Source organism: Mesorhizobium sp. C277A, assembly GCF_040324395.1.
In the GTDB taxonomy this organism is placed as follows: domain Bacteria; phylum Pseudomonadota; class Alphaproteobacteria; order Rhizobiales; family Rhizobiaceae; genus Mesorhizobium.
Genome location: NZ_JAMYVW010000002.1, coordinates 724,450 through 740,881, shown reverse-complemented (window position 1 = coordinate 740,881; position 16,432 = coordinate 724,450). Strand labels below are relative to the sequence as shown.

The 16,432-nt window shown below is 63.5% G+C and carries 14 protein-coding genes; 10 read left to right on the top strand and 4 right to left on the bottom strand.

Annotated features, from left to right (window positions below; all coding sequences use genetic code 11):
* The first annotated feature begins 112 nt into the window (after nt 1-112).
* The 5 genes from NKK52_RS03550 to NKK52_RS03530 all read left to right on the top strand — a co-directional run bounded on the left by NKK52_RS03550 (nt 113) and on the right by NKK52_RS03530 (nt 3,959).
* The gene (locus NKK52_RS03550) at nt 113-454 is read left to right on the top strand and encodes a DUF2147 domain-containing protein (RefSeq protein ID WP_023731827.1); all 342 of its coding nucleotides are present in this window, start codon (nt 113-115) and stop codon (nt 452-454) included.
* Nucleotides 455-680: 226 nt separating this feature from the next.
* The gene (locus tag NKK52_RS03545) at nt 681-833 is read left to right on the top strand and encodes a hypothetical protein (protein ID WP_023670201.1); all 153 of its coding nucleotides are present in this window, start codon (nt 681-683) and stop codon (nt 831-833) included.
* Between the two features lie 39 nt (nt 834-872).
* Nucleotides 873-1,067 carry a hypothetical protein gene (locus tag NKK52_RS03540; protein ID WP_023670200.1) on the top strand — a complete coding sequence of 65 codons (195 nt, stop codon included), beginning with the start codon at nt 873-875 and terminating at the stop codon, nt 1,065-1,067.
* A 277-nt stretch (nt 1,068-1,344) separates the two neighbouring features.
* Complete coding sequence (locus tag NKK52_RS03535; protein WP_023731828.1) at nt 1,345-2,805, top strand: AMP nucleosidase; 1,461 nt, start codon at nt 1,345-1,347, stop codon at nt 2,803-2,805.
* A 140-nt stretch (nt 2,806-2,945) separates the two neighbouring features.
* A complete protein-coding gene (locus tag NKK52_RS03530) occupies nt 2,946-3,959 on the top strand; it encodes an endonuclease/exonuclease/phosphatase family protein (RefSeq protein ID WP_156933752.1) in 1,014 nt (337 codons plus the stop codon).
* A 25-nt stretch (nt 3,960-3,984) separates the two neighbouring features.
* Here the strand turns inward: NKK52_RS03530 and NKK52_RS03525 are convergent, their stop codons facing one another.
* Together NKK52_RS03525 and NKK52_RS03520 are read right to left on the bottom strand one after the other, a co-directional pair.
* Complete coding sequence (locus NKK52_RS03525; protein WP_348625725.1) at nt 3,985-4,731, bottom strand: DUF922 domain-containing protein; 747 nt, start codon at nt 4,729-4,731, stop codon at nt 3,985-3,987.
* Nucleotides 4,728-6,407: an electron transfer flavoprotein-ubiquinone oxidoreductase gene (locus tag NKK52_RS03520; RefSeq protein ID WP_023684517.1), complete on the bottom strand. Its 1,680-nt coding sequence runs from the start codon at nt 6,405-6,407 to the stop codon at nt 4,728-4,730. Before NKK52_RS03520 ends, NKK52_RS03525 begins: the two co-directional genes overlap by 4 nt.
* 302 nt (nt 6,408-6,709) lie before the next feature.
* On the opposite strand from NKK52_RS03520, the gene NKK52_RS03515 reads away from it, so the two are divergent.
* The 3 genes from NKK52_RS03515 to NKK52_RS03505 all read left to right on the top strand — a co-directional run bounded on the left by NKK52_RS03515 (nt 6,710) and on the right by NKK52_RS03505 (nt 9,321).
* Nucleotides 6,710-7,264 carry a hypothetical protein gene (locus NKK52_RS03515; protein ID WP_023698594.1) on the top strand — a complete coding sequence of 185 codons (555 nt, stop codon included), beginning with the start codon at nt 6,710-6,712 and terminating at the stop codon, nt 7,262-7,264.
* A 141-nt stretch (nt 7,265-7,405) separates the two neighbouring features.
* Nucleotides 7,406-8,284 (top strand): uracil-DNA glycosylase, encoded by an 879-nt coding sequence (locus NKK52_RS03510; protein WP_023684518.1) that lies wholly within the window; start codon nt 7,406-7,408, stop codon nt 8,282-8,284.
* A 224-nt stretch (nt 8,285-8,508) separates the two neighbouring features.
* Complete coding sequence (locus tag NKK52_RS03505) at nt 8,509-9,321, top strand: helix-turn-helix domain-containing protein (RefSeq protein ID WP_023684519.1); 813 nt, start codon at nt 8,509-8,511, stop codon at nt 9,319-9,321.
* A gap of 19 nt (nt 9,322-9,340) precedes the next feature.
* Here the strand turns inward: NKK52_RS03505 and NKK52_RS03500 are convergent, their stop codons facing one another.
* The gene (locus tag NKK52_RS03500; protein ID WP_084013026.1) at nt 9,341-10,243 is read right to left on the bottom strand and encodes a DMT family transporter; all 903 of its coding nucleotides are present in this window, start codon (nt 10,241-10,243) and stop codon (nt 9,341-9,343) included.
* Between the two features lie 317 nt (nt 10,244-10,560).
* Here NKK52_RS03500 and pepN point away from each other — a divergent pair, with 317 nt between their 5' ends.
* Nucleotides 10,561-13,200 carry an aminopeptidase N gene (gene pepN / locus NKK52_RS03495; protein WP_023684521.1) on the top strand — a complete coding sequence of 880 codons (2,640 nt, stop codon included), beginning with the start codon at nt 10,561-10,563 and terminating at the stop codon, nt 13,198-13,200.
* Between the two features lie 310 nt (nt 13,201-13,510).
* Nucleotides 13,511-15,832 (top strand): PAS domain-containing sensor histidine kinase, encoded by a 2,322-nt coding sequence (locus NKK52_RS03490; protein ID WP_023684522.1) that lies wholly within the window; start codon nt 13,511-13,513, stop codon nt 15,830-15,832.
* 104 nt (nt 15,833-15,936) lie between these two features.
* Here NKK52_RS03490 and NKK52_RS03485 read toward each other — a convergent pair whose 3' ends face one another.
* Nucleotides 15,937-16,410 (bottom strand): EF-hand domain-containing protein, encoded by a 474-nt coding sequence (locus NKK52_RS03485; RefSeq protein ID WP_023684523.1) that lies wholly within the window; start codon nt 16,408-16,410, stop codon nt 15,937-15,939.
* Nucleotides 16,411-16,432 lie beyond the last annotated feature (22 nt).

Sequence of the window (16,432 nt, the reverse complement as noted above, 5' to 3'; positions counted from 1 at the left end):
ATTGCGAAACCTTCCGTCGCGGCACGCTTTTGTTTTGCCGGGAGCTGGATTAGCTTACGTTTGCGTAAGCGGCAGAGAGGCGGCTGCCCCATCTAAACCAGGGAGGACAGATATGTTTCGCAAAGTGAGCTTGGCCCTGGCGGCCGCCGTGATGATGGCTGGTGCGGCTTGGGCCGATCCGATCGAAGGCAATTGGAAGACACAAGCCGGCGACACAGCAGTAATCGGCGGCAGCGGTTCATTCTCCATCACGCTGAAGACCGGCAAATATGCCGGGAAGACCATCGGTTCGCTCAAGGCGGCCGGGGGCAACAAATATGCCGGCAACATCACCGATCCGGCAAACGACAAGACCTATTCGGGCAAGGCAACACTGTCGGGCACCTCGCTCAAGATGAGCGGCTGCGTGCTCGGCGGGCTGATCTGCAAGAGCCAGACCTGGCACAAGCTCTGATCTTGCTGCTTTGAGTTGACCAACGGGGCCTTCACAGGCCCCGTTTTCTTTTGCAGGACGGTCCGCGCCATAGCGACGACCGTGCCGTTTGCGGCGGCGCAAACCCGAACCGATGCTCTCCCTAAAACATCGTCAATCACTTTGAACCGCAGATGAACGTCGGCATCAGCGCCGGTTCAGTCGCATCAGGGCATTTTGATGGCGTGTTCAAGGAGACACTCCGCAAATGCTCGCTCGCCGCTTCACCATCGTCTGCCTGTTGATGAGCCTGTTCGGGATGCTCTTCGCCATCCTCGTGGCCGAATCCGGCCGTCCGGCCCGTTCCTGGGATGCAGCCAGTTCCTGCCAATTCGATTGCATGAACCATTTTCGCCCCTGAGACGACAAAGACATAGATCCAAACAGAAAAGCAAAAGCCATGAACCGCATCGCCATCAACGCCCTCCAGACCCTTCGGCTCCTGCCGCGGGCGGCGCTCGTCCTGGTCGTGCTGTCGGCGCCGGTCCTGGCCATGCCAATGATGCGGGCCAATGCCGACACGACGATCGACGCGCCGGCGACGAAGAAGCATGGCGTCGGCTTTGTCTTGCTGGTCAGTCTGCAGCGCGGGTAAGGTGTGCCGGTATTAAGGTGATGCCGGCCTGCAAGTGGCGGCCTTGGTGCTCACATGCTTCGAGTACGCTCCGCTCCGGTTCTCGAAGCCAACCAGTTTGGTCGCTTCGCGCCCGTCCTCGACTCCGGCTCAGCCTTACCTGAATCTCAGCACACCTTGGGCGTGGACGAATAAATCGACCACTTGGCGGCAACCCTCCCCTCCCAAGTGCGGCCTCAAGTCTCTATATTGAGCCATGGAAAAGCGAATCTACCCACAAGCTATCGAATCGGTCGTCATGCCGGAGCCTTTCGGCAAGCAGAGCTTCGACGACGCCAAAAAGGCCGTGGCCGCCTTGCAGGTGCTCTACGACCGCAACACCAAGTTTCTGCGCGACTCCTTTGCCACGCTTGCCGCCGGCGGCGACGAAAGCAAGCGCTACCGCGCCTTCTACCCGGAGATCGGCGTCACCACCAATTCGTTCACCCAGATCGACTCGCGCCAGGCCTACGGCCACATGCCGACCCCCGGGCATTTCTCGACCACCATCACCCAGCCGGTGCTGTTCGAACGCTATCTCGTAGAGCAGCTTCGCCTGATCATGCGCAATCACGGCGTGCCGGTAACGGTTTCGGAATCGACCACGCCGATCCCGCTGCATTTCGCGTTCCTTGAAGGAACCCATGTCGATGGCGCCGCCGCCGACCGCATCAAACGGCCGATCCGCGACCTGTTCGACGTGCCGGATCTCGACGGCACCGACGACCAGATCGCCAACGGTACCTTCGAGGTCGCGTTCGGCGAACCAAGGCCGCTGGCGCCGTTCACGGCGCAGCGCATCGACTATTCGCTGCACCGCATGACGCACTACACGGCGACCAGCCCGCAGCATTTCCAGAACTTCGTGCTGTTCACCAACTACCAGTTCTACATCGACGAGTTCGTCGCCCGAGCGCGGGCCCAGATGGCTGAAGGCGGCCACGGCTATACCGAATTCGTCGAACCGGGCAATGTCATCACCAAGGCAGGGCAAAACGCGCCCAGCGAAGGCGTGGCGGCGCCGCGCCTGCCTCAGATGCCAGCCTATCATCTGAAGAAGCCGAACCATGGCGGCATCACCATGGTCAACATCGGCGTCGGCCCGTCCAACGCCAAGACGATCACCGACCATGTCGCGGTGCTGCGGCCACATGCATGGCTGATGCTCGGCCATTGCGCCGGCCTGCGCAACACTCAGGCGCTGGGCGACTATGTGCTGGCGCATGCCTATGTCCGGGAAGACCATGTGCTGGACGATGACCTGCCGGTGTGGGTGCCGATACCGCCGCTGGCCGAGATCCAGGTGGCGCTGCAGGAGGCGGTCGCCGAAGTCACCGGACTTTCCGGCTACGATCTCAAGCGCATCATGCGCACCGGCACCGTCGCCACCATCGACAACCGCAACTGGGAACTGCGCGACCAGCGCGGACCGGTGCAGCGGCTGTCGCAGTCGCGCGCCATCGCGCTCGATATGGAATCGGCCACGATCGCCGCCAATGGCTTCCGCTTCCGCGTGCCCTACGGCACGCTGCTTTGCGTCTCCGACAAGCCGCTGCATGGCGAGTTGAAGCTGCCCGGCATGGCGACCGAATTCTACAAGCGGCAAGTGGCGCAGCATCTGACCATCGGCATCAAGGCGATGGAGAAGCTGGCGGAAATGCCGATGGAACGGTTGCATTCGCGCAAGCTGAGAAGCTTTTCGGAGACGGCCTTTCAGTAGACCGGCTTGCCGTAAATGTTTGCCGCGAGGCGTTTCGTCATCTTGATTGGGCCGCATTTCAGCCGATAAAGGCCTGATACCTCGGCAATGTATTACCCGGTCTATGGGCAAAACCCGGTCTGATGGCACGCGTGCGAAAGATGATGGCTTCAATGGCGTTCCTGGCAATGCTCGGCCTCTCGGCCGCGCTTGTAGCCGGGTTCTTTGGCGCACTGCATCCGGCCTTCGATTCCTTCGCCCATTTCCGCATCCATTTTGCCGTGCTGATGGGGCTGATTGCGCTGCCGCTGCTCGCCACCTCGTTTCGCCTGCAGGCGGGCGTGGGCCTGCTGCTGGCCGTGGCCGCCTTCGCCAGCACGTTGAGCACCTTGCCGCGCCTGTGGCCGGTGCAGGCCGCCAATGACGCCGCGCCCGGCAACGAACCGGTCTACCGGCTGCTGCAGATGAACCTGCGTTTCAACAATCCGACACCCAAGAAGGTTCTTTCGCTGATCGCCAGGACCAACCCGGACGTGATCACGCTCGACGAAGTATCGGCCATGTGGGCGACCGAACTCGGCTATATCGAGAACGCCTATCCCTATCGCATCCTGTGCGCCCATCCCGACGGCGTGTGGGGCGTGGCGCTTTTGTCCCGGCGACCTTTTGCGGCCGGCACCGAGCCGCATTGCGAACCGCGCGGCGCGATGGCGGCCGCCACCGTCGATTTCGGCGGCACTCCGGTCGATGTCGCGGCGATCCATTTGAGCTGGCCGTGGCCGAAGGAACAATACTGGCAGATCGGCGAGTTGACCGAGACGCTCACCTCGCTCGGCGAGACGGCGATCATGGCCGGCGACTGCAATGCCGTGCCGTGGAGCGCCGCGGTACGGCGCGTTGCCTCGCTCGGCGGACTGACCGTGATGCCGTCGGCCGGACCGACCTGGATCCACCGGACCCTGCCCGATTTCCTGCGGCGCTATGTGGGCCTGCCGATCGACCAGGTGTTTTCGAAGGGCGGGGTGACCATCCTGTCGTCGACGCAGATGGAAGAGACCGGCTCCGACCATCTGCCGGTGATGGTGGAATTTTCATTGATGCGCGACGAGACCAAGCCGGTCGACGAGGATTCTACCGCGACTGTGTCGCTGATCCAGCCCAGCATGGGCGGCTAGATCGTACGCCACGGGGCTTACGGTTTCACAAGCCTACCAAGGCCTCGATGATGCGCTCGACATGGCCGCCTTCACTGTGCTCGCGCGCGTCGAACGCGATCTGTTTTGCCTCATAGAGCTTGGAAGTGGCTTGCAAGCGCCGCGTGGCTTCGACGCGCGTTTTGTTGCATTGCGGATCGTTGGCAAATTTCAGGCCGCGAACCGACCGCTCGGCAGCCTGCATCATCTGCCCGGCGATACGGCCATGGGTTCCTTCATGAGCGAGAACGCCTGTGAAAAACCGGTTCCAGCGTTTGCGCAGCGCCGGCGTGACGGCCGAGGCGACGCGCGGGTAGGTGTAGGCGATGTTGAGCGTTCCATTGGCCTGGCGCAGGCGGCAGACGCCGTTGACCTGACCCACGTCCAGGCTCCAGTCGGCGGTGTAGCTTGTCTGCGCGATGGCGTGGGTCATGAAACCGTGCTTGGGGCCCCTGCGGTTCATGGCGATAACCAGACCGGCACCTGTCGTGCCGGTGATGTCATAGGTTCGCGTCTTGACGACGGTTTTCACCCCCGCCGACGCCGTCCCGACGACGCCGCAGGCCGCGCTTACGACGGCGACGCAAAACAAGACCACCACGCGCATGCCATTTTCCCCATGGACGCGGCAATGAGACCACAAGCAGACGACGGTTTCAACAATCTTTGGCGCCGAGCGCCTTACATGCCTTGGTAAACCCGGCCATCGCCGCCATTTTTGCTGGTTGAGACGGCCCCGGTCGGTGAGGCTCACATGCCCTGATAGACCGGGCCTTCGCCGCCTTGTGGCGGCACCCAGTTGATGTTCTGGTTGGGATCCTTGATGTCGCAGGTCTTGCAGTGCACGCAGTTCTGCGCGTTGATGACGAAACGCACATCCTTGTCAGACGGATCGGCGGCGGCGTTGCCGTCCTTGTCGACCCATTCGTAAACACCGGCCGGGCAATAGCGGGTCGAAGGCCCGGCAAAGACATCATGCTCGGAACGCTTCTGCAACTCCATGTCGCCGACGATGAGATGCACCGGCTCGTTTTCCTCGTGATTGGTGTTGGACAGGAACACCGAGGACAGGCGGTCGAAGGTCAGCACGCCGTCCGCTTTGGGATAGGCGATCTTCTTGTGCTTGGCCGCGGGCTCAAGCGTGGCATAATCGGCCTTGCCATGTTTCAGCGTGCCGAAGGGCGAGAAGCCGAACAGCGTGTTCAGCCACATGTCGAGACCACCGAGGCCGACGCCGATAATGGTGCCGAAGCGCGACCAGAGCGGCTTGACGTTGCGGACCTTCTTCAAATCCTTGCCGATATCGGTCGCGCGCCAGGCGTCCTCATAAGACGACAGTTCGTCATTGGCGCGGCCGGAGCCGATCGCTTGCGCGACATGCTCGGCCGCCAGCATGCCGGACAGCACCGCATTGTGCGAACCCTTGATGCGCGGCACGTTGACGAAGCCCGCCGCACACCCCATCAGCGCGCCGCCGGGGAAGGAGAGTTTCGGCACCGACTGCCAGCCGCCTTCGGTAATGGCGCGCGCGCCATAGCCGATGCGCTTGGCGCCCTCGAAGGTGCGCGATATCGCCGGATGCGTCTTGAACCGTTGGAATTCCTCGAAGGGCGACAGCCAGGGGTTCTTGTAGTTGAGATGCAGGACGAAGCCGACCGCGACCTGGTTATCCTCGAGGTGGTAGAGGAAGGAGCCGCCGCCTGTCTTCAGGTCGAGCGGCCAGCCGAAGGAGTGCTGCACCAGGCCCGGCCGGTGGTTCTCGGGCTTGACCTGCCACAGCTCCTTGAGGCCGATGCCGTATTTGCCGGGCTCACGCCCGTCGGACAGTTTGTATTTTGCGATCAGCTGCTTGGACAGCGAACCGCGCGCGCCCTCGCCGATCAGCACGTATTTGCCCATCAGCGCCATGCCCGGCGCAAAGCCCGGGCCATGTGTGCCGTCTTTTTCGACGCCCATGTCGCCGGTGACGACGCCCGTGACGGCGCCGGCATCGTTGTAGACGAGGCTGACGGCAGCAAAGCCCGGATAGATTTCGACGCCTAGCGCTTCAGCCTTGGTTGCCAGCCAGCGGCAGACATTGCCGAGCGAGACGATGTAGTTGCCGTGATTGTTCATCAGCGGCGGCATCAGTATATTGGGCAGACGGAACGAGCCGGCGGGGCCGAGCACCAGGAAATCGTCGGCCGTAACCGGCGTCTTGAAGGGATGGCCATCTTCCTCGCGCCAGCCCGGCAACAGGCGGTCGATGCCTATTGGATCGACGACGGCGCCTGACAGAATGTGTGCACCAACCTCGCCGCCCTTTTCCAACACCACGACGGAAAGCTCGGGATTGACCTGCTTGAGACGGATCGCTGCGGCAAGGCCCGCCGGGCCGGCCCCGACGATGACCACGTCGAATTCCATGCTCTCGCGTTCGATCTCGCTCATCAACCCCTCCGCACTGGCCAACCGTTTCCGGCATTTTGCTGGCTCCTGCGCTGCATAGCGCATCAATCCGCGACAGGAAACCGGCGCTGACGTGACAATGCCGATTTCGACAAAAAGTCGCGGATGACAACTCTGCCGCAAGCGTTTTGCGCGCGGCCGCGCTCAGCGTCCCATATTTTAATTGTTCGACGGCTCTCTTATCGGCCATACTTATTTCCATGCGCACGCCGTCCGGCTATTCATTGACGCGCTTCCCCCTTCCGCCCGGCCGGACGTGCCGAGCGATCCTTCTCGCCCTTTCAATGCTTACGCCGGTTCGCGCTCAGGCCGAGCCGGTGAAGGTGTGGGCGACCGGCGCCTATTCCTTTTCCGACGAGCTTGGCGGTTTCCACATCACCGGCGCCTCGGGCACCGGCACCAAGGAAGATCCGTTGGTCATCTCCGAGGAGCTGAATTCGTCGACGCCGGTGACGCTCACCATCCGCACCACCAAACCGATCCAGCCGTTCAGCACCAACGGCGAATTCGCCAACGGCATCCTGTACATGCGTATCGAGGTGCTCAACAACAGCGGCCAGGCCTGGGTCGAATTCCAGTTCGAGCTGCAGGAGATACTCAACCAGCCGAGCGTGTTCGGCGACGGCCTGTCCTTCGACCAGCGCAACAAGACGCCCGACAACATCCTGTCGAGCGCGTACGCCGATTTCGACCGCGATTTCGAACCCTATGACCGGCTCTTGTTCAAGAGTGGACAGATCGACCCGCTGAAGAGGGGACGCTTCGAGTTTCTGATCACCGACTACACGCCGCGCTGGACGTTCTATCTGGTGCAGGATCCGCGGATACCGACGGGGTAAGCGGCAGACGCCGTGAAAATCGCCACGAAATGCCCTTCGTGATTGGCGAAAGCCGACGAGCGCGTAATCTCCCTCCTTAAGGGGGAGATTACTAACCGCCCAACCTTGCAAATCGTCTCTCGGCGGACGAATGTGCCCGGCATGACTGCCGCCTCCCCCAACAACCGATCCGACCTGGCCGAGTTGCTCGCCTTCTACGCCTCTGCCGGTGTCGACGAAGCGTTGGAGGACGCGCCGGTGAACCGGTTTGCCGGGGCAGCACCGAAGCGCCCCGAGCGCACAACGGCGCCTGCCGCGCCGCCTCGCGAAAACAAGTTTCCGGAACAAGCCGCCGCCAGCCCCGGGCTGGACGCAAGCCGGGTGCCGGACGCGCCGGCGCGTTCCGTTCCGGCCATGGCGACGGTGCCCGACGAGGCACAGGCGGCCCTGGCCCGGCAAATGGCGGCAAGTGCCTCGACGCTCGACGAACTGCGCCAGCACATGGCGTCGTTCGATGGCTGCAACCTCAAATTCACCGCCAAGAACCTGGTCTTTGCCGACGGCAATCCGGAAGGTTTGGTGATGTTGGTCGGCGAGGCGCCCGGCCGCGACGAGGATATTGAGGGCCTGCCCTTCGTCGGCCGCTCGGGCCGGCTGCTCGACCGCATGCTGGCTGCGATCGGGCTTGACCGGACTTCGGTCTATATCGCCAACGTCATTCCCTGGCGGCCACCCGGCAACCGCACGCCGACGCCGCACGAGACCGAAATCTGCCGTCCCTTCATCGAGCGGCAGATAGAGCTGGTCAATCCGAAGGTGCTGGTCAATCTCGGTGGCCCATCAGCCAAAACCTTGCTCAACACGACCGAGGGCATCCTGCGCCTGCGCGGCAATTGGCGCGTCCACACCACGGCTTCCGGTGTCGCCATTCCGGCGATGCCGACGCTGCATCCGGCCTATCTCTTGCGGACCCCTGCGCACAAGAAGCTGGCCTGGCGGGATTTTCTCGAGGTGAAGGCGAAGTTGCGGGAGGTGGGGTGAAGCGCGCCTCTTCCTTCCACCCTTGTGGGGGAAGGTGGATCGGCGCGCAGCGCCGAGACGGATGAGGGGTGTTCCAGCGGAGTGAGACGTTGGCGTTCCCTGGAACACCCCTCATCCGACCGAGCTTCGCTCGGCCACCTTCTCCCACAGGGGGAGAAGGGAGAACCGCGCCAATGACCTCCCAGGTAATTGAAATACGCCTCTCCCCGGCCTACTCATCCCCCATGACAACAGCCCAAACCTCCGCCGGCAGCCTGATCCGCGAATGGCGCACGCGCCGGCGCATGAGCCAGCTTGATCTCGCAATGGAGGCTGAGATTTCGCAGCGTCATCTCTCCTTCGTCGAAAGCGGCCGCGCCGCGCCCTCGCGCGAGATGGTGCTGCATCTGGCCGAGCAGCTTGAGATTCCGCTGCGGCAGCGTAATCAGCTGTTGCTGGCTGCCGGCTTTGCGCCGAGCTTCAGCGAGCGGCCACTCACAGACAAGACGCTGGCGCCGGCGCTTGCCGCGGTCGAGAGCGTGCTCAAGGGGCATGAACCGTTCCCCGCGCTCGCCGTCGACCGGCACTGGAACCTGATTTCCGCCAATGCCGCCATCGGCCCATTTCTGGCCGATGTTGCCGAGCCGTCGCTGCTCCAGCCGCCGGTCAATGTGCTGCGCCTCAGCCTGCACCCGAACGGCATCGCACCGCGCATCGTCAATCTCGCGGAATGGCGGGCGCATCTGCTGGAGCGGCTGAAACACCAGAACGATGCCGCCGGCGATCCCGTCCTGGTCGAGCTGGAGCGCGAATTGCGAACCTATCCGTCCGGGCTCAAGGGTGCGCGGCCGGTGCCGGTCGAGCCCAACGGCATCGTCCATCCGCTGCGGCTGGCGCATGGCGACCAGGTGCTGTCCTTCATCAGCACCATCACCGTCTTCGGCACGCCGCTTGACGTGACGCTGTCGGAACTGGCGATCGAGTCTTTCTTCCCGGCCGACGAGCAGACGCGAGCGGTGCTGGTGCGGCTGGCGAAGGAACGTGCGGAAGCTAACTGAGCCAACCCCGCGGACCTCCTCACCCCTGTGGTGGCGCTGCCTTGCGCGTTCGGGTGCGTTCCAGGCCGAGTTGGCGCTCGCGCCAGATGATGAACATGCCGGCGGCAACGACGATCACACCGCCGACGAGCGTGTTGATGGTGGCGACATCGCCGAAGGCGAAATAGCCGACGACGACACCGAGGATCATCGAGGTGTATTCGAACGGCGCCACCACCGAGGCCTCGGCGTGGCGATAGGCTGCCGTCATCAGGATCTGCGCCAGCCCGCCGCAGAAGCCTGCGGCGATGAGAAGACCGGCCTGCAGCGGCGTCAGCGCCTGCCAGCCGAAAGGCAGCGTAAACAGCGCCATGACGCTCGCCGTTGCCGAAAACCACAGCACGATGGTCGCTGTTCGTTCAGTCTGGACAAGATTGCGCACGAGCAGGATGGCGTTGGCGGAGATCGCTGCGGAGACCAACGCCGCAATCACGCCCAGCACCTCCTGATCGCCGAGTGCGGCGCCCGACGTGAGCAGCGTCAGCTCCGGCCAGGAGATGATCAGCACGCCGACCAGACCGACCGCAACCGCGCTCCAGCGATAGATGCGGATAGCTTCGCCGAGGAACAGCGAAGAGAACATCACCACCAGCAAAGGCTGGGCATAGTTCAGCGTGATCGCCTCAGGCAGCGGCAGCCGGGTCAGCGCAAAGAAGCCGAGCCCCATGGCGCAAACGCCGACGACACCGCGCGCAATGTGGTTCAGCGGGCGTTTGGTGGCAAACGCCGTACCGAGTTTTCTCTTGTAGGCCAGGAAGGCGATGATCGGGAAGATGGCGAAGAAGGAGCGGAAGAAGACGATCTGGCCGGCCGGCAAAGTGCCGGCGGCCTTGATGCAGGTTTGCATGCCGACGAAGACCGCCACCGACATCACCTTGAGCATGATCCCGGTCAGCACACGCCCTGGATGATCGGACAGTTTCCCTGCCGCCTCGTCTCTCGGCCCTAAAGTCACGCCTCCGCCGCTTCCCGAATCGTTGCCCAGATATGTATCGTAGGACGCAGCACAGAGGCACCCATGCCGAATTTCGGTGTGACGACGGTCATCAAGGCCTCGCGATGAAGATGGAAGGGGAACGCCGTGAAATAGGCATTGGCGCAGTTTTGTCGAGTGACCGTTTCGTGTAAAGAGCGCGCAACTTTAGATTAATGGGCCAGGACACGTCAGCGGCTCCGATAGCGACAGGGAAACCCAAGGGAATGCGAACCGATACCGGCCAGGTCTTCAAGCTCGAAGACTACCGCCCCAACGACTTTTCCATCCCGCAAACCGGCCTCACCTTCCGCCTTTCGCCAGACGCAACGCGTGTCACCGCAGTGCTGACGATCGAACGCCGCGATGGCGCCGCCGCCTCGACGTCGCTGGTGCTGGACGGCGACGGGCTGGTGCTCAAGCGCATTGCCATCGACGGTCGCGAGCTTGCCCCGGCCGAGTATCTCGCCACGCCGGACCAGCTGACCATTTTGAGGCCGCCGGCCCGTTTCCAGCTGCTGCTCGAGACCGAGATCGCGCCGGCCAGCAATGAGGCGCTGATGGGCCTCTACCGCTCCCGCAATGTCTATTGCACGCAATGCGAGGCCGAGGGCTTTCGCCGCATCACCTATTTCCTCGACCGCCCCGACATCCTGTCGGTCTATACCGTGCGTATCGAGGCGAGGCTGGACGAAGCGCCGCTGTTGCTTTCCAACGGCAATCCGGTCGAAAGCGGCGCGCTTGCCGACGGCTGGCACTTTGCAGTCTGGGACGACCCCTTCCCCAAGCCGTCCTATCTGTTTGCGCTCGTGGCCGGCAATCTCGGCAAGGTCGCCGACAGTTTCGTCACCATGTCCGGGCGCGAGGTCGAACTCGGCATCTATGTCGAGCCAGGCAAGGAGGGGCTTGCCGGCTACGCCATGGATGCGCTCAAGCGCTCGATGCAATGGGACGAGCAGGCCTTCGGCCGCGAATACGACCTCGACGTCTTCAACATCGTCGCCGTTTCCGACTTCAACATGGGGGCCATGGAGAACAAGGGCCTCAATATCTTCAACGACAAGTATGTGCTGGCCGACCGGGAAACCGCCACCGATGCCGATTTCGCCAATATCGAGGCGATCATCGCGCATGAGTATTTCCACAACTGGACCGGCAACAGGATCACCTGCCGCGACTGGTTCCAGCTCTGCCTCAAGGAAGGGCTGACGGTCTTTCGCGACCATGAATTCTCCGCCGACCAGCGCTCGCGCGCGGTCAAGCGCATCGCCGAAGTGCGCACGCTGAGGGCGCACCAGTTCCCCGAGGACCAGGGACCGCTGGCGCATCCGGTGCGGCCGCGCCGCTACCGCGAGATCAACAATTTCTACACGGCGACGGTCTACGAAAAAGGCTCGGAAGTCGTGCGCATGATCCGCACTATCCTCGGGGCCGAGGCTTTCCGCGCCGGCATGGACCTCTATTTCGAGCGCCATGATGGCGAGGCCGCGACGATCGAGGACTTCCTGAAGGTGTTCGAGGACGCCTCCGGGCGCGACCTGTCTCAGTTCGCGCTCTGGTATCACCAGGCGGGCACCCCGAACCTGACCGTCAGTTCGACGCACAATCCGGCGACGCGCGAGTTTACCCTCGAGATCGAGCAGTCGGTGCCGCCGACACCGTCGGAGAGCCGCAAGCGCCTGATGCACATTCCGCTCGCCTTCGGCTTGGTCGGCGCCGGCGGCGAACCGGTCGCCTATGGCGGCGTCGAAGGCGCCACCGTCGAAGACGGTGTCATCCATATCCGCAAGCGCCGACATATGGTGCGCTTCTCAGGCGTCGCCGAGCGGCCGGCGGTGTCGCTCAATCGCGGCTTTTCGGCGCCGATCACACTTTCGGTCGAGCAGAAGGCCGACGACCAGTTCTTCCTCGCCGGCCATGACAGCGATGCCTTCGCGCGCTGGCAGGCGTTCAACACGCTGCTCACCGATGCGCTGATAGCGGCCTTCCGCCAGATCCTCGGCGGCGCGAAGCCGGCTTTCACCGCCAGGCTGACCGGACTTGCCGGCAAGATCGCCGGCGACGAGACCCTGGAACCTGCCTACCGGGCGCTGGCGCTGTCACTTCCGGGCGAGGCCGACATTGCCCGCGACATCGGCACGAACATCGATCCCGACGCCATCTTTGCCGCTCGCGAGGCGTTGGCGCTGGCAATCGCGCGCGCCAATCAGCAAACGTTCACCGACCTATACGGCCGCCTCGCCGGCGACGGGCCGTTCAGCCCCGACGCGGCAAGTGCGGGACGCCGCGCGCTGCGCAACATCCTGCTCGACTACCTCTCGCTGCCGCCGGAAGGTGCTGCGCTCGCCGCCCGGCATTTCGAAACCGCGACCAACATGACCGACCGCGCCGCAGCGCTGACCGTCCTTGCGCACCGCCATGACGGTTCACCGGAGGCGACCAAGGCGCTGGCCGATTTCGAGGCGCGTTATGGCGCCGATCCGCTGGTCATGGACAAATGGTTCCAGATCCAGGCCAGCGTGCCGGGACCCCGGACAGTCGATACCGTACGCAAGCTGACTGGTCACGCAGCTTTCTCGATGGCCAATCCGAACCGGGTGCGCTCGCTGGTCGGCACATTCGCCAGCGCCAACCAGACCGGCTTCCACCGAGCCGATGGCGAAGGCTACCGGTTTTTTACCCAGACCGTACTCGAGGTTGAAAAACGCAATCCGCAAGTGGCGGCCAGGCTGGCCACAGCGCTGCGCTCGTGGCGCTCGCTGGAGCCGGGCAGGCAAGCCAAGGCCAGGGAAGCGCTGCTGGCGATCGCCGGTGCCGAGAACCTGTCGGCGGATTTGCGGGACATTGTGGAGCGAACGCTGGCCTGATCCCTCCCCCTTGAGGGGACGGTGGACAGCCGCCGAAGGCGGATGGACGGGTGGGGTCGTTGCGGCAGTGCGCGACGTCGACCAACTTCGACCGTGATTGAGAGAGTCGAGCGCTTCGCCGAGGACCCCACCCGGCCCTTCGGGCCACCCTCCCCTCAAGGGGAGGGATTCCAGCGTTATTTCAATCAATTTTTAATGTTTTTCGGCCGCGCCTCTGGACAAGGCGAATCACCTTTGATTCTTTACAGACGATTCGGATGTGCGGTGTTGCCGGATCGTCAAGCGTACGGAAATTCGGGGAGTGCCATTTATGGCCAAGGCGGACGCGTGGGGCGCGCCCGAAGGGACGGCTTTTGAGCGGCGCAAGGCGCGAGGCGACGGCCTCGCCGGCAATACGCGGCTCATCGCTGAACCAGCCTACCGGCGGCTCCTGGCTGCCGAACCCCTTCTGCGCCGTTCGATACCGGCTCTCATCATCATCTTCCTGATCGTCATCGCCGCACTGCGCGTGCTGTCGCTGATGAACGAGCGCGACGAGGCCGAGCGCGACGGCAAGGCGGTGCTAGGTCTCGCCGCCGGCCAGATGGCGAACGCAATCTCGGCCGACCCGACCGCGGCATCCAGCGGTGCAATTGATCTTCTGGAAAGCACGAGCCGCCAGGGCGCCATGGGCAGAAGCCATGTGCTTGTGATCACCGACAGCGCCTTCAAGATCATTGCCGTGTCGCCGCTGTCGACCGGCTGGCAAGGGCGATCGCTGGACAGCCTGGTGCTGGACGGCCAGCCGCTGTTCATGTTCGGCGACCGCGCCGGGGTCATGGATGTCAGCATCGGCGGCCAGGACTGGTACGCGGCGGTGAGCCTGACCCGGGACCGCAAGAACGCCGCCGCCGTGCTGGTGCCGCAGGAAGCGGCGTTCGACAACTGGCGCAAGACCGTCTCGCTCAACGTCACGCTGTTTGTGCTGACAGCCGGCGTGCTGATCATCATCCTCTACGCCTATTTCGGCCAGGCATCGCGCGCCCAGACAGCCGACCGCATCTATCTCGAAGCCCATCAGCGCATCGACATGGCGCTGGTTCGCGGTCGCTGCGGCCTGTGGGACTGGGACATGGTGCGCGGCAAGATGTACTGGTCGCGCTCGATGTACGACATGCTGGGCTACGAGCCCTGCAACTCGATGCTGTCGTTCGGCGAGGTCGACGACATCATCCACCCCGAGGACGGCGACCTGTTCGAGCTGGCCAACAAAATCGTCGAGCGCGAGATCGACCATATCGACCAGGTGTTCCGGATGCGTCACGCCGACGGCCAATGGGTGTGGATGCGCGCCAGGGCCCAGGTGATCGACCCGGAAGCGCCTGAGATCCAGCTGATCGGCATTGCCGTCGACGTCACCGAGCAGCGGCATCTGGCGCTGCGCTCGGAGGCGGCCGACCTGCGCCTGCGGACCGCGATCGAAAACATCAACGAATCCTTCGTGCTGTGGGATGCCGCCCAGCGCCTGATCATGTGCAATTCCAAATACCAGAAGGACAACGGCCTGTCGGACCGCGACGTCATGCCGGGCGCTGCGCGCGCCGTGCTTGAAGAGCGCATGCTGGCCTTCGCCTCTGAACGGCGGCTGGCCAACACCAACGGGCCGCAAGGGGGCGCAACCTTCGAGCGGCAGCTCTCCGACGGCCGCTGGCTGCAGGTCAACGAACTGAGGACCCGGGACGGCGGCACGGTCTCCGTCGGCTCCGACATCACCCAGATCAAGCTGCACCAGGAAAAGCTGGTCGACAGCGAGCGCCGGCTGATGGCGACCATCCACGACCTCAGCCTCGCCCGCCGGGCCGAGGAAGAGCGCGCCAAGGAACTGGTCGAGCTCAACCGCGAATATATGAAGGAAACCGAGCGCGCCGAGGCCGCCAATCGGGCCAAATCCGAATTCCTAGCCAACATGTCGCACGAGCTGCGCACGCCGCTCAACGCCATCATCGGGTTCTCCGAACTGATGGAACAAGGCCTTTTCGGGCCGCTCGGTTCGCCGCGCTACGAGGAATATGCCAACGACATCAACGGCAGCGGCAAATATCTGCTCGGCGTCATCAACGACATACTCGATATGTCGAAGATCGAAGCCGGCCAATTCTCGGTGGACCGCGAGGAAATCGATCTCTGCCCGCTGATCCGCGAGACGGTGCGGGTGATCTCGCTGCAGGCGGCGGAGAAATCGATCACGGTCGAAACCCGCATCGCCGATACGATGACGCTGTTCGCCGACCGCCGGGCGATCAAGCAGATCGCCATCAATCTGCTGTCGAATGCGGTGAAGTTCACCGGTCAGGGCGGCCATATCTCGGTGCGCGCCCGCAACACGTCAGGCGCGCTGGTGCTGACCATCGAGGACAATGGCTGCGGCATTCCGAAGGAGGCACTGAGCAAGCTTGGCCGCCCCTTCGAACAGGTGCAGAACCAGTTTTCGAAGAACCACGCCGGTTCCGGCCTCGGCCTTGCCATCTCGCGCTCGCTGGCCGAGTTGCAAGGAGGAGCGCTGAAAATCCGCTCGACCGAAGGCGTCGGCACGATCGTGTCGGTGCGCATCCCGGTGAAGAAGGCGCAACCGGCGGTGAAGGCGGCGGCCTGACGGCCCGCCAATGCGAGCGGTGCTCTCCGCCGCGTTCAAGGACTGAGTAGCCCCGGTCATGTAAGGGCTCCGGCGGCTTTCGCCGCCGGAGACATATCGCCATTTCACTCCATGCTGTCGTCGCCGCCGTCCCATTGGTGGTGGCGGCCCATGCGGCCTTTCTTTGGGAGTTCGTTGCGCTCGATCTTGCCGTCATTGTTGCGGTCGAGCATGGCGAACACCTTCTTCTCGCGCCCGGTGATGTCGACCGTGGTCAGCGTGCCGTCGCCCTTGCTGTCGTAGCGGGCAACGATGCGCTTGGCCATTTCCTCGAACCGCGCCTTCTCCAGCGCGTCAGCGAGCTGGGCGACTGTCAGCTTGCCGCCATTATCGGCGACCAGCTTCTTCAGCCGCGCGTTCATGGCGTCGGAAAACTGGTCGAAGCTGATGGTGCCGTTGGAATCCTTCATCGCCTTGTCGAGGCGCATCATGGTGCCCTCGCGCATTCTGGCGCTGGCATTGTTCTCGGCATAGGCGGTGGTGCCGACGGCGCCGGCAAGCGCGATGAAGGCAAGGGCAAGTCCGGTTGTCTTTCTCATGGGTATCTCCTGTTGCATCGTC

Excerpts from the sequence above, each read along its gene's own strand:
- NKK52_RS03550 (WP_023731827.1), top strand. The coding sequence starts at position 113 with ATGTTTCGCAAAGTGAGCTTGGCCCTGGCGGCCGCCGTGATGATGGCT.
- NKK52_RS03545 (WP_023670201.1), top strand. The coding sequence starts at position 681 with ATGCTCGCTCGCCGCTTCACCATCGTCTGCCTGTTGATGAGCCTGTTC.
- NKK52_RS03540 (WP_023670200.1), top strand. The coding sequence starts at position 873 with ATGAACCGCATCGCCATCAACGCCCTCCAGACCCTTCGGCTCCTGCCG.
- NKK52_RS03535 (WP_023731828.1), top strand. The coding sequence starts at position 1,345 with ATGCCGGAGCCTTTCGGCAAGCAGAGCTTCGACGACGCCAAAAAGGCC.
- NKK52_RS03530 (WP_156933752.1), top strand. The coding sequence starts at position 2,946 with ATGATGGCTTCAATGGCGTTCCTGGCAATGCTCGGCCTCTCGGCCGCG.
- NKK52_RS03520 (WP_023684517.1), bottom strand. The coding sequence starts at position 6,407 with ATGAGCGAGATCGAACGCGAGAGCATGGAATTCGACGTGGTCATCGTC.
- NKK52_RS03515 (WP_023698594.1), top strand. The coding sequence starts at position 6,710 with ATGCTTACGCCGGTTCGCGCTCAGGCCGAGCCGGTGAAGGTGTGGGCG.
- NKK52_RS03510 (WP_023684518.1), top strand. The coding sequence starts at position 7,406 with ATGACTGCCGCCTCCCCCAACAACCGATCCGACCTGGCCGAGTTGCTC.
- NKK52_RS03505 (WP_023684519.1), top strand. The coding sequence starts at position 8,509 with ATGACAACAGCCCAAACCTCCGCCGGCAGCCTGATCCGCGAATGGCGC.
- NKK52_RS03500 (WP_084013026.1), bottom strand. The coding sequence starts at position 10,243 with ATGCTCAAGGTGATGTCGGTGGCGGTCTTCGTCGGCATGCAAACCTGC.
- pepN (WP_023684521.1), top strand. The coding sequence starts at position 10,561 with ATGCGAACCGATACCGGCCAGGTCTTCAAGCTCGAAGACTACCGCCCC.
- NKK52_RS03490 (WP_023684522.1), top strand. The coding sequence starts at position 13,511 with ATGGCCAAGGCGGACGCGTGGGGCGCGCCCGAAGGGACGGCTTTTGAG.
- NKK52_RS03485 (WP_023684523.1), bottom strand. The coding sequence starts at position 16,410 with ATGAGAAAGACAACCGGACTTGCCCTTGCCTTCATCGCGCTTGCCGGC.